At 53.5% G+C, this 12,889-nt stretch carries 8 protein-coding genes; 6 read left to right on the plus strand and 2 right to left on the minus strand.

Going from position 1 to position 12,889, the window contains the following annotated elements:
• Positions 1-190 precede the first annotated feature (190 nt).
• Entirely contained in the window at positions 191-5,383 is a 5,193-nt protein-coding gene (locus tag COHPA_RS0117970) for a cadherin-like beta sandwich domain-containing protein (RefSeq protein ID WP_027087536.1), read from the plus strand.
• Between the two features lie 71 nt (positions 5,384-5,454).
• On the opposite strand, the gene COHPA_RS0117975 is transcribed toward COHPA_RS0117970, so the two are convergent.
• Complete coding sequence (locus COHPA_RS0117975; RefSeq protein ID WP_027087537.1) at positions 5,455-6,309, minus strand: VOC family protein; 855 nt, start codon at positions 6,307-6,309, stop codon at positions 5,455-5,457.
• Between the two features lie 166 nt (positions 6,310-6,475).
• On the opposite strand from COHPA_RS0117975, the gene COHPA_RS0117980 reads away from it, so the two are divergent.
• From COHPA_RS0117980 to COHPA_RS0117995, 4 genes are read left to right on the plus strand one after another with little or no spacing between them, the layout of a single operon-like run.
• A complete protein-coding gene (locus tag COHPA_RS0117980) occupies positions 6,476-7,597 on the plus strand; it encodes an ABC transporter ATP-binding protein (protein WP_027087538.1) in 1,122 nt (373 codons plus the stop codon).
• Positions 7,590-8,402 (plus strand): ABC transporter permease, encoded by an 813-nt coding sequence (locus COHPA_RS0117985; RefSeq protein ID WP_027087539.1) that lies wholly within the window; start codon positions 7,590-7,592, stop codon positions 8,400-8,402. The genes COHPA_RS0117980 and COHPA_RS0117985 overlap by 8 nt, the downstream gene beginning before the upstream one ends.
• On the plus strand, positions 8,389-9,198 hold the full coding sequence (locus COHPA_RS0117990; protein WP_027087540.1) for an ABC transporter permease: 810 nt from the start codon (positions 8,389-8,391) through the stop codon (positions 9,196-9,198). Before COHPA_RS0117985 ends, COHPA_RS0117990 begins: the two co-directional genes overlap by 14 nt.
• Positions 9,195-10,268, plus strand: coding sequence for an ABC transporter substrate-binding protein (locus COHPA_RS0117995; protein ID WP_027087541.1), 1,074 nt, complete (start codon positions 9,195-9,197; stop codon positions 10,266-10,268). Before COHPA_RS0117990 ends, COHPA_RS0117995 begins: the two co-directional genes overlap by 4 nt.
• A gap of 18 nt (positions 10,269-10,286) precedes the next feature.
• Here COHPA_RS0117995 and COHPA_RS0118000 read toward each other — a convergent pair whose 3' ends face one another.
• On the minus strand, positions 10,287-11,351 hold the full coding sequence (locus tag COHPA_RS0118000; RefSeq protein ID WP_027087542.1) for a GntR family transcriptional regulator: 1,065 nt from the start codon (positions 11,349-11,351) through the stop codon (positions 10,287-10,289).
• 153 nt (positions 11,352-11,504) lie between these two features.
• On the opposite strand from COHPA_RS0118000, the gene COHPA_RS0118005 reads away from it, so the two are divergent.
• Positions 11,505-12,821, plus strand: coding sequence for an ABC transporter substrate-binding protein (locus COHPA_RS0118005; RefSeq protein ID WP_027087543.1), 1,317 nt, complete (start codon positions 11,505-11,507; stop codon positions 12,819-12,821).
• Positions 12,822-12,889: the final 68 nt, after the last annotated feature.

Here is a 12,889-nt window from a genome sequence, read left to right on the forward strand (position 1 = left end):
GCTTTGCGCGCTTTTTTTAAATTGTATCTAAATATTCGGCGCTAATTGTCAATTTTCACATTTTTGTATCGAAATATAGTACGACTTTCCTGTAAAATGATAGGGTAGTGGGCATATTTTCATCCGATGGGCGGATTCCCCAGCATACGACTTGAGGCATAGCGCTTCTTTACAAATTAGGAGGTTATATATGAAACGCAAAATTCTGGTGGTGTGGCTCGCGATCTTGGTGGTTGCCGTGCCGCTGCTCGGTTCGTTCTCGACGGAGGCGGCCGCGGCGTCGACAAGGGTCGCCGTCATCAAGGAGCTCAAAGGCTCCGTGAAAGTGAAGAAGGCCGGCGGCTCCAAAGAGTTCACGGCATTCGCCAAGATGAGCTTGAACGAAGGGGACGTCATGGCCGTGGGCTCGGGCGGATCGGCCGTGCTCCAGTTCGCCAACGGTACGAGCGAGGACGACAAGATGACCGTCGCCTCGAACACGAAGTTGACGTTCTCCAAGCTGTCGAACAAGAAAGGGACGACGACCAAAGTCAGCATGTGGAGCGGATCCGCATGGGTCGACGTCAAATCGATCACGAACAAGGAAGACCAGTTCACGCTGGAGACGCCGACCGCCGTCATGGGCGTCCGCGGCACGCACCTGCTCGTGACGGTTAACCCGAATACGGGGGCAACGAATCTGATGGTCGCCGCGGGCGTCGTGCAGACGACGCCGACTGCCGGAAGCGGCCAGGCACAGAGCGTGTATCCGACGCAGAACGCTCTCATTACGAATGACGGAACCGACGACTCGGATATTACGATCGCTCCCGCCGATCTCGAGGCGTTAATGAAGCAAGGGAATGCCGAGATCGTTAAGGCGATCATCCAAGGCGCCGCGGACATAACCGCTGAGAACGAGCAGTATGTTCAGCGCTACGAGAACGGCGAAATGCCTGAGGAAATCGGCGGCTCGAGCGCGGACCTCGAGCGCTTCAAGAACAATACGCAGAATCTGTTGGGCGCTCTCGCCACGCAAGCGGTGCAGACGGGGCTCATCACCCAAGAGCGCATGAATCAACTCATCGAAGAAGCCGGCAATCAATCCGGGTACAAAGTGGATTTGACCAAGCGCAGCCTGCAGCTGACCGAGGCCGAGAAGGCCAAGCAGGAAGCCCAACGCAAGAAGGAAGAGGAAGTCGCCAAGCGCACGGCTGAACGTAAAGTCCAGGAAGAAGCGGAGCGCAAGAAGCTGGAGGAGACGCTGCGCAAGGTTGAAGAAGCGCGCAAAGCCCAGCAGAAAGCGAACGAGGAAGCCGCGGAGAACGCGAAGAAGAAAGCGAAAGAAGCCTACGAGAAACAGTTGAGCGATGCGGAGAAAGCGCGGTTTAAGTCGGACGAGACTCAGCGCCAGAACGAGATTAAGTCCGGGCAGAGCGGCGTTTCGCCGTCTCCGTCGCCAACGCCGAGCCCGTCTTCAGGATCGCCCGGCGGCGGGACATCGTTGTCGAGCAATGCGAACTTGAGCGGGTTAACCGTCAGCGAGACAGGATCGTCCCAGAACCTGATCGTATTCGAACAATCGAAGAATACGTACACGGTCGGCGTTGCCAATACGACCGGATCCGTCGTCGTTAAACCTGCCGTTGAGCAGCCGAACGCGAAGGTTAAAGTCAACGGTCAAGCTGTCGGAGCGGGTACCGGAGCTTCGGTAACGTTAGCTTCATCGGGCACGTCCGAAGGGACGACCACGACGATTCCGATCATCGTTACGGCTCAGAACGGAACGACCAAAAGCTACACCGTTGTCGTAGACAGACAGGCGAGCCTGCTCACGGGCACGGTCGCCGGAATCAAGGGATTCCGGCCTGATCAAGGCGTATATACGTTCTCGGTCGCGAACGACACGACGTTGCTTCCGCTGAACTTCGGTCAACCTTCCGGAGTTAACGTATTCGTCTCTAACAACGGGGAATCTGTATATGCGGTTGAGAACGGTACGTTTATGGTTCCGCTAAGACCAGGTTCTAACACGATTACCGTTACGGTTACCCATGCAGTCTTGGCCGCCTCCATCTCAGACATGAGTATGCTTGGAGTGATCTCTTCCGGCTTGCCGCAGACGTATACGCTTAACGTAACAAGGGAAGCGTCGGCCAGTACAACGGCCATCCTTTCTTTCGACGTTGGAGAGTCTCAATCCAGGCCCGCGATCATCAACGCCGCTGACCGTATCGTAGACATTGAAGTTCACGAAGAATCCAGTCTGCACGATTTAATCGCGACCTTCGAATTGTCTCCCGGCGCCAAAGCCTATACCCGGATTGGTGAAAACGATTGGGACGAACGAGCCAGCGGGGAGCTCCAGTCCTTCTATGGACCTGTCGTATATCGGATTTCAGCAGAGGACGGAATGTTCACGGATTGGCTTGTATACGTGCACTATCCGTATGAGTTCCACGGCATCGGTATTGGATACGGAGGTGAGGGATACCTATCCGCATTGCCGATCGGGAACAATGAGTACGTAGCTCATGTCAACACGGATTTGGATGCATACGAATTTACGATTCATCCGTACGGAATCTATTTAATGAACGACGTCTATCAGCTCGTAGACGGTGAACGGGTGCGGCTGGAGAACGGTCTCGCGCAATTGCCCGTAGAAGACGAGACGGGAAAATTAGTCGAAGGTTGGTATGATTTCATTGTTTCCGTGGGCGGCGGAGACGGGGAGAGAACCGAGTACGAACTGCATTTCCGGGTCGGCGACGGCGTGCCGGAACCTTTCGAAGGGTTCAGCGTCATAACGGCTAACGCTGAGGTTTCGGGTGAAGCCTACTTCGATCCGACTTCCTTGTTCGTTGAAATAGGCGAGTACGGAGAAGACATTCAATTCAAGCCGCATTCGCTTCCTGAAGGCGTACAGCTTGACGCGATGTTACTATCTTCTTATGGAGACACTCTCGAAGTTCTTCAGCCCCATAACGGGTACTACAGTGTTAATGCTGAAAGGTTCGGTTACCAGGTTATTGCGGCGCTTTCGTCGGAAGGAATGAAATGGGCGTATACGATCCTATTTATGCCGGATTCGGACCCCGATCTGTATAACGTTGCCTTGTTCTCCATGTCGGACGACGAATACGTCAATTTTGGAAATATCGATATCGACGAATCCGGAAACGGCAGTTTTAATGTGCCGGAGGAATTGTTGCACCAGGATATCTATGTATTGCCTCAATTCAATTCCAACGCTCCGTTTACCAGAGTGGAGATAAACGGAAAGACGTTCGAACCGTTCGTCGAGCCCAAATATCGGTTGGCCGAGTTCTCTGGAGAGATGACGATCCCGATCTCCATAACCTCGCCGTCAGGTAAGTTTACGCATGCCTATACGATTGATCTGGGCGTTGCGGAGGCGGAGCTTCCTGCTCCTCCTCAATTGGCTTCGGCAAAAATATATAATATGGATACTTGGGCGTACTTGCCGATAACGATCAACGATCTAATGAACGTTGCCTACGATCCAAGCATGCTCAACCTTACGACGCCGCCGAGTTTGGATCTCGGACTCGAATTGGCGCCGGAGATTGGACAATCCGTAGAAGTCTATCAAGACGATGAACAGATTTTCCCGACAGACGGAAAATATCTTTTCCCTTATTACGGTAGCAATGTGAGTTTCAATATAGTTGTTACCTCCGCGGATGGCGAGAGTAGTAAGGAATATCCCTTTGTTGTCAGCCCATACCCTATAAACAACGCAGGGATAAACAATCTTATGGTCGGTAACTACTACTATGTACTATACAGTGCAGTGGCAAGCGCGGATTACTATTATGTCATTCCGAAGGTAGAGGGAGAACCGGAGCAGTTTGCCTTAAACGACGTTTCGTTCGGAATTGCTCCGAACGCATCCGTTACCGTCAAGCTGAATGGCTCGACGGAGGGAGTGGAATACGATGATCAAGCCCATAACTATGATTTCGTTCTAAACAACGTGGACAGCAATCTCATCACGATCGAGGTAACGGCAGAAGCCGGGAACATAGAAACCTACAATCTTTACGTCGTTAAGAATCATTCTCCGCATAATTTGGTGTTGAATAATATTATTCTTAGATCTCAGAACAGCTTGTACACCTCCAGCGGATACTATTCTAACGTGACCAATTCTTATTGGTTGAGTCCTTATAGCAATCTGGACAAAGAAGTTGAATCCGTCTCTCTTGAACTTCAATACGGTACCGGATCCGACGGAGTTCATTCCAGGGTTTATGCGAGCGACGGAACGGAATTGACCGCTAACGTGCACGGTTATTATGAGCATCATAATCTGCATTTCGGACATAACAGCTTCTATATTGACGTTTTTGAGCCTCAGGACCAGTATTATCAACAACATTTGTACAACTTTTGGAGAGACGGTCAAATCGAGGTGTGGGATGGCGACGGGGCGACTTTGCTTTCTTCGAAATCGTACACCGCATCGAGCAATATTGAACTAACGGTACCGTTCGATACGACAGGATTGAAGTTTAGAACGGATCTGAATTCGCCAGGAACGATCATTAAAGCTAAATATATAGTCGGCGTGAACGAGTATGGCGAGAACGAATACGAAGAAATCAGCGTTTTCGATGACGAATCGTATAGCGACGAGTTCACTTTCACACATTCCGCGGATACGATCGTATTAGAAATTTATCCACCTTATACGCAATATTATACGTATACGATTCATCTTGCGAGAGAAGTGATTGAATCCGAGCCGATTGCATTGTTGGGCGATGCATCGTTGTCCTGGGGTTTGAGCTATAACGAAGCTGAGCTTATCCCTACTGGCTTTACACGGGACAATAACCAAACGTCGTTCAACTTTCCGTTAATCGATGTTAACGAAGCGGTGACGCTTCGCTTGACCAAACACGATGAAAGCTCGGGGATTGATTTCGTAGAGCTCAACGGGAATACCGTAACGGGGAGCGTGTATGGAGCCGGAATTGAAGATTATCCGTTAAATCTAAAAGTAGGTTCTAATCATATTGTCGTCCGGCTTTCAGTTGGCGATATAGATCAGACTTATGACTTCTATATGGACGCGCTGCCGTCTCATATCGAGGGAATAACGTCATCGGTCGGGCAAGAGCCGATCGAATGGCATTACGGATGGGCAGACGAGCTGAACGCGGAAATCGAGTATGGCCAAACCCAAATACTTCTAGGGATAACGGCTGAACAAGGCTATACTGTCGAGTTCAGCGGGAACCTCGACTATGACGCCGTGTCGGGGACGTGGAGCAATCTTAACGCAGGATTAAACACCTTGATCGTTCATGTATCTGACGGAAGCGGTTGGAGTAAAGAGTTCACGCTTAACTTGACCGTCGGAGGATCTGCTTAAGAGTAAAGAATAGGAATGAACAATAGAACAACGCCGCGTGTCTCGATGGAGATACGCGGCGTTGTTTGCATTTATTGAAACCTGATCACATTCCCGAACGGATCCTCCACGACCCACGCGCCATCCTGCTCCGCGATCTCCACGCCAGCCTCGCGTACGCGCGCAACCAGCTCCTCCAATTCCGCCGCCGTCGGCAGCACGACCTTGTAGTAATCGAGTCCGGTCGCGTTCGCCGGCGGGCGAGGGGCGCCGATGCCGGCCCATACGTTCAGCCCGATATGGTGATGGTAGCCGCCGGCGGAGATGAACAGGGCGCGCATGACGCGCGACATGTCGGCCGCCATTCCCCAGCCGAGGAGGTCGCAGTAGAACGCGCGCGCTTGCTCTAGATCCGCGACGTGCAGATGGATGTGTCCCATGATCGTCTCCGGGGGCAACCCTTGCCACGGCGAGTCCTCCGCTTCGCGCAGGATGCCCGGGATGTCGAGCGGATCGGTGGCCATCGCTACGTTGCCGTTCTCCCACTTCCATTCCGACCTAGGGCGATCGCGGTAAATTTCGATGCCGTTGCCCTCGGGATCGGACAGATATAACGCTTCGCTCACGAGGTGATCGGCTTGCCCGATTCGCACTCCGTATTCCGCCAGCCGGCGGAGCGACAGCCCGAGCTGCTTGCGGCTCGGCACGAGAATCGCGAAGTGGTACAGCCCCGTCGTCGATCGTTCCGGCAGCGTAATCGCGTTCGGAATTTCCTCCAACACGAGCAGCGCCTTCTTGCCGTCCGCCGTCAACTCCGCCTGATGAGTATCTCGATTCAACACTTGCAGACCGATGACGTCCGTATAGAACGTTACTAAATTCGCGAGATTACGCACTTTCAGCTTCACTTCGCCAAGTACCGTATTCGCGGGCAGTATATAAGACATGGATAAACCTCCATAATGGTTATTTAATTACTTAATGTAAGTAACTATATCAGATGGACGGATTTCTGTCAAAATAGCTTCATCAGAGTGAATGTTTAATGCGAGGGTATCATGATACAATGATGGCGATGTAAGGATGTCGTAGAAGGCGGAGGCGTATCGAGTCATGTCACATCTAGAGCAACAACAGCCGATCATTCGGTTTGATCGGATCAGCAAGCAGTACGACGACGGCACGAAAGTGCTGAACGATGTCAGTTTCGCGATCGAACGCGGTAAATTTTACACGCTGCTGGGTCCGTCCGGCTGCGGTAAGACAACCATTCTGCGCCTTATCGCGGGCTTCACGGAGTCGACGCAAGGGGACGTCTTTTTTCAAGGGAAAGTCATCAACGGCGTACCCGCGCATGAACGTAAGGTGAACACGGTATTCCAAGATTATGCGTTGTTCCCGCATTTGAACGTATATGAGAACGTAGCATTCGGACTACGGGTCAAAAAGTGGAAAAAATCCGACATCGACGCCAAGGTGAAGGAAGCGCTGCGCTTCGTTAACTTGAACGGCTACGAGAACCGGGAAATATCCGAGATGTCCGGCGGCCAGCGCCAGCGCGTCGCGATCGCGCGCGCGATCGTTAACGAGCCGGAGGTACTCCTGCTTGACGAGCCGTTGTCCGCGCTCGATCTGAAGCTTCGTACCGAGATGCAATACGAGCTTCGCGAGCTGCAACGCAGGCTGGGCATCACGTTCATCTTCGTCACGCACGACCAAGAGGAAGCGCTTGCGTTGTCGGACGAGATCTTCGTTCTGGACAAAGGCGTCATTCAACAAAGCGGTACGCCGGTCGACATTTATGACGAGCCGATCAACCGCTTCGTCGCCGACTTCATCGGCGAATCGAATATCGTCGGGGGCACGATGATCGAAGACGGCGTCGTCCGGTTCGCGGGCAAGACGTTCGAATGCGTCGATCGCGGGTTCAACCCGAACGAATCGGTCGAGATCGTCATCCGTCCGGAAGACCTCGAGATTACGACGCCCGAGCTAGGCAATCTGCAAGCGAAGGTCGGCAGCCAACTGTTCCGCGGCGTGCATTACGAGATCAGCTGCAACGACGACGCCGGCAACGAATGGCTCGTGCATTCGACGCGCAAGGCATTGGTCGGACAGAACATCGGACTGCGATTCGATCCCGAAGCGATACACGTCATGCGCATCGGCGAGACGGAAGAGGAGTTCGACAAGCGGCTGGAAACCTACGGCGAGGCAGGGAACGCTCATGACTAAGTCGCGCAATCTGTTCCTCGTCCCTTACCTGGCATGGATGGTGTTGTTCGTCGTCGCGCCGATCGTGCTCATCGCTTATTATTCGTTATTCGACGTGGACGGTCGGTTCACGTTCGACAACTATACGAAATTTCTATCGCCCGTATACTTGCAGATGACGCTTAACTCGTTCTGGTACGCGCTGCTCATTACGGTTTTCTCTCTGCTGGTCGCGTATCCGACCGCTTATTTTCTAACCCGAACGAAGCACAAGTCGCTATGGCTGCTGCTCATTATCGTACCGAGCTGGATCAATCTGCTGCTTAAGGCGTACGCGTTCATCGGGATATTCGGCACGTACGGTTTCGCGAACAAGGTGCTTGAGCTGGCCGGCATCGGCACGAAGCAAATCCTGTTCACCGACTTCAGCTTCGTCTTCGTATCGGTCTATATTTTCATCCCGTTCATGATCTTGCCGGTTTATAACGCTCTGGACGAATTGAATCCTTCGCTGATCTACGCTTCGAGAGATCTCGGCGCGTCGCCGTGGCTGACGTTCCGCAAGGTCGTGTTCCCGTTGACGCTGGAAGGCGTGAAGGCGGGGTGCCAAGCGGTGTTCATTCCGGCGCTGTCGCTCTTTATGATCACTCGGCTGATCGCGGGCAATCGGGTCATTACGCTCGGCACGGCGATCGAGCAGCATTTTCTGGTTACGCAGGATTGGGGCATGGGGTCGGCGATCGCCGTCGTCCTGATTATCGCCATGGCCGTCATCATGATCTTAACCGGCAGCGGGAAGAGAGGTGCCCTGCATGGGTCGCAATAACCTCTGGTCGAAGCTCTATCTCGCGTGCGTGTTCCTCGTTCTGTATTCGCCGATCGCTTATCTCGTCTTCTATTCCTTCAACAGCGGAGGAACGATGCACGGATTCGAAGGAGTCACGCTCGACTGGTACAAGGAAGTGTTCCAAGATACGCGCCTGCTCATCATCGTGCTGAACACGCTGGTGATCGCGCTGCTGTCGGCGGCGATCTCGACGATCTTCGGCATTGCGGGCGCGCTGGCCATACACCGGATCAGACGTTACCGGCGCAAGAATGCGCTGCTCTCGTTGAACAACGTATTGATCGTCAGTCCCGACGTCATTATCGGGGCGTCGTTCCTCATCCTGTTCACGATCGCGGGCATACAGCTCGGCTTTACCTCGGTGCTGCTGTCGCATATCGCGTTCAGCGTGCCGATCGTCGTGCTGATGATTCTGCCGAAGCTGCAGGAGATGAGCCCGACGCTAATCGACGCGGCGCGCGATCTCGGAGCGAACAATTGGAACGTGCTGTCCAAGGTCGTCATCCCGTTCATCAAACCGGGTATATTCGCCGGCTTCTTCATGGCGCTGACGTATTCGCTCGACGACTTCGCGGTCACGTTCTTCGTCACCGGCAACGGCTACACGACGCTGTCCGTCGAGATCTATTCGAGGGCGCGACAAGGAATCTCGCTGTCGATCAACGCGCTGTCGACGCTTATCTTCCTCGTGACAATCGTGCTCGTCGTCGGCTACTACTTCATTAACCGCCGCAATGGCGGCAAGCGCGCCAGACTGGGGGTGCCGACGCAATGAAGCAGCTCGTAAATCTATTCGTTTCGGTGCTGGTCCTATCGGCTGTCCTGCTGTTTGCGACTTACAGGTTGAACGCATCCGAAGGCTATTCGGGCGGCAATACGCTGACGATTTTCAACTGGGGCGATTACATCGATCCCGATCTCATCGCGGAATTCGAGGAGCAGACCGGCATTACGGTCATTTACCAGACGTTCGATTCCAACGAGGCGATGATGACGAAGATCGAGCAGGGAGGCACGACGTTCGATATTAGCGTTCCGTCCGACTACGCCATCAGCAAAATGAAGGAAGACAGATTGCTGCTTCCGATCGATCACGCGAAGCTGCCGAATTTGAAGCACATCGACCCGCGTTTCATGAATCTGTCGTTCGATCCCGACAACGCGTATTCGATTCCATATTTCTGGGGGACGGTCGGCGTAGTATATAATCGCGAGCTTGTCGGGGATCACGAGTTCACGAGTTGGAACGAACTGTGGGATCCTGCCCTTCACAACGATATCTTGCTTGTGGACGGGGCTCGGGAAGTGATGGGGATGGGGCTGAACAGTCTCGGTTATTCTCTGAACGATAAGAACGAGGAGCACTTGCAGGAGGCGAAGCGGAAGCTGAACGAGCTGACGCCGAACGTCAAGGCGATCGTCGGCGACGAGATCAAGATGCTGCTCGCGAACGAGGAAGCGGCCGCCGGGGTCGTATGGTCCGGGGACGCGGCGGAGATGATGTGGGAGAACGAAAATCTCGATTACGTCGTCCCGGAGGAAGGCTCGAACGTGTGGTTCGACAACATGGTCATTCCGACAACGGCGAAGAACATCGAGGGGGCTCACGAGTTCATCAATTTCATGCTGGATCCGGAGATCGCCGCGCGGAACACCGAATACGTCGGGTATTCGACTCCTAACGCCGCGGCGCTCGCTTTGCTGCCGGAGGACATCTCCGGCGACGAACGGTTCTATCCGGCGCCCGAGTTAACCGATAAGTTAGAGGTGTACGATAATCTCGGCAAGCGGATGCTGTCCCATTATAACGAGCTGTTCCTCGAGTTCAAGATGCACCGGAAGTAATCGTATCGTTCCGTGCGATCACTTGAATACAAGCTTAACCGGCACGACGACGTTCTGCGGAGCATAGCTATGCATGATCTGATCGCACAGCAGGGACACGGCGGTACGCGCCACCTCCTGCTCGTCCTGCTGCACGTATGAGACGCCCGGAATGTCGGGGTCGTCGAACGAGAACAGCTCGACCTCCGATTTTCTGCCGATGCGAGCCAGAGCCCGCGACGTTAACTGGGCGATTTCCTCCGTCAGCGTGAATGCGGCGGTGATCGAGCCGTGCGCCTGCAGGAATTCCGTAATATGTTCTTGAGCCTTGTCGCTGCGAAGAATATCGAGCGGGACATGGCACCATAAGCTCTTATCGATCGAGATTTCTTGGTCGATATACGCCTTCTCGAACCCGGTCGTCCGATCTTGGACGGCCGTGTTTGCGTTCTCGGGAGAAATGAGCGCGATGTGGCGATGTTCCTTGGATAGCAGGTAGGATACGGTATCGTACGCCCCGCCATGATTGTCCGAAGTAATCGAGTACGTTTCGATGTTGCGCAAGTACCGGTCGATGAATACGAACGGGAACTTGTCGAGCGACAGGCGCAGCAGCGATTCGTTGTATTTCTCGTCCTCGGTCGGGAAGACGATGAGGCCTTTGACGCCGGCATCGGCCAGGTCGCGGATCGAAAGGGATTCCTCGGCTGCCGACTCCCGCGTAATGCTCAGGATCATTCGAAAGCCGGCTTCCTTCGAATAAAGCTCCGTGTAGTCGACAAGCTTCCGGATGACGCTCGTCTTCATTGTCGGAATAATGAAGCCAATGAGCGGAACGGCGTCCTTCGCGGGCTCCGGCGCGGACAAGGCTCCGGCCATCTCCAATTCGGCGGATACGAACGTCCCTTTGCCCTGGATGCGGATGACGAGGCCTTCGTCCGCGAGCTCGGACAAGGCGTTCTTCACCGTAATCTTGCTCACCTTGTATTCGTCCATCAGCTCCTGCTCGGAGGGGATGCGGTCGGCAGGCCTCAGCTTGCCGGAAGCGATCTTCTCTCTAATGTGCTGTCCGATTTGTTTATACAGAGCTGTTTTTCTGCTCACGCCGTTCACTCCCAATAAAATTATTAGTTTTAATACCAATTGATTATACAAATTATATTTAATTGATATTATAATTCAGTTATAAAGCGCTTACAACCCTGAAATAAGGAAAATTTAAGCGCATTAACCAAATCTTTGAGGGGGAATATCCGAATGAAAAAGGCGCTACATTACTCGCTTGCCTTGGCGCTCGCCAGCAGCATCGTATTAGCAGGTTGCAGCTCGAACAATAACGACAGCAATGCATCCGCATCCGATTCGTCCAAAGCCGCATCCGGAACGCCGACCAACCTAGAATTCTGGACCTTCAATGAATTGCATCAGAAGTTTTTCGAAAGCATGACGGAGAAATGGAACGCGGCTTATCCGGAGACACCGATTAAATTGACAGCCACGACCTTCCCATACGACGACGCGCACAATAAGCTGCTTGTGGCATTGCAATCCGGCAAAGGCGCTCCGGACTTGTCGGATATCGAGATCAGCAAGATCGGCAACTATCTGAAAGGCGATCCGCAATTCGTTCCGCTCAACGATATCGTAGAGCCGGTTAAAGACAAACTCGTCATGTCCCGCCTGGACAACTATGCCAAAGACGGCAAGTATTACGGCATCGACTACCACGTCGGAGCGCAGGTCATCTACTATAACAAAGAAATTCTTGATGCGGCTGGCGTCAACGCCGATACGATCGTCACTTGGGACGACTTCGAAGCGGCAGGCAAGCTCGTGCTCGAGAAAACCGGCAAACCGATGACGACCGTCGAGACGACCGACCAATGGACGTACTGGCCGATGGTCGTGCAGCACGGCTCCGACTTCCTCGACAAAGACGGCAACGTGACGTTGAACGATCAGGGGAACTTGGACGTATTGACCTATTTGCAGAAGCTCGTGAAGGAGAAAGTCGCCGTCGCGGCTCCGGGCGGCTTCCACCATGCCGAAGAATACTACGGCTTTATGAATGGCGGAGGCGCGGCCTCGATCTGGATGCCGATGTGGTATATGGGGCGCTTTACGGACTACATGCCGGATCTGAAAGGAAAAATCATCATCAAGCCGATGCCCGTGTTCAAACAAGGCGAAATGCGCTCATCCGGCATGGGCGGCACGGGCACGGTGATTACGAATCAGACGAAACACGCCGATCTGGCCAAAAAATTCCTCGAGTTCGCGAAAGTGTCCAAGGAAGGCAATGTCGAAATTTGGAAGCAGCTCGGCTTCGATCCGATCCGTACGGACGCTTGGACCGACCCGGCCATGAACGAAGTGAACAAATATACCGACTACTTCGGCACGGGCATCTTCACTTTCCTAGACAGCCTGAAGAGCGAAATCGCGCCTACGAACATTAAGGAGAGAACGCCTGCGGTATCCGACGTCATCAAGACGAAAGCGATGTTCCAAGCGTTGAACGATCTGAAAGATCCGAAGGCCGTCCTGGACGACGCTGCGGGCAGCATTAAGTAAATAACAAACGTACGGGCAACTTTGCCGAAGGGTCGCAACCGGGCTCTTCGGCATCGCTCGCTCGCGAC

It is taken from the genome of Cohnella panacarvi Gsoil 349, assembly GCF_000515335.1.
Lineage (GTDB): Bacteria > Bacillota > Bacilli > Paenibacillales > Paenibacillaceae > Cohnella > Cohnella panacarvi.

What these genes read in the sequence shown, in the direction of transcription:
- COHPA_RS0117970 (WP_027087536.1), top strand. Translation starts at nt 191, where the DNA reads ATGAAACGCAAAATTCTGGTGGTGTGGCTCGCGATCTTGGTGGTTGCC.
- COHPA_RS0117975 (WP_027087537.1), bottom strand. Translation starts at nt 6,309, where the DNA reads ATGTCTTATATACTGCCCGCGAATACGGTACTTGGCGAAGTGAAGCTG.
- COHPA_RS0117980 (WP_027087538.1), top strand. Translation starts at nt 6,476, where the DNA reads ATGTCACATCTAGAGCAACAACAGCCGATCATTCGGTTTGATCGGATC.
- COHPA_RS0117985 (WP_027087539.1), top strand. Translation starts at nt 7,590, where the DNA reads ATGACTAAGTCGCGCAATCTGTTCCTCGTCCCTTACCTGGCATGGATG.
- COHPA_RS0117990 (WP_027087540.1), top strand. Translation starts at nt 8,389, where the DNA reads ATGGGTCGCAATAACCTCTGGTCGAAGCTCTATCTCGCGTGCGTGTTC.
- COHPA_RS0117995 (WP_027087541.1), top strand. Translation starts at nt 9,195, where the DNA reads ATGAAGCAGCTCGTAAATCTATTCGTTTCGGTGCTGGTCCTATCGGCT.
- COHPA_RS0118005 (WP_027087543.1), top strand. Translation starts at nt 11,505, where the DNA reads ATGAAAAAGGCGCTACATTACTCGCTTGCCTTGGCGCTCGCCAGCAGC.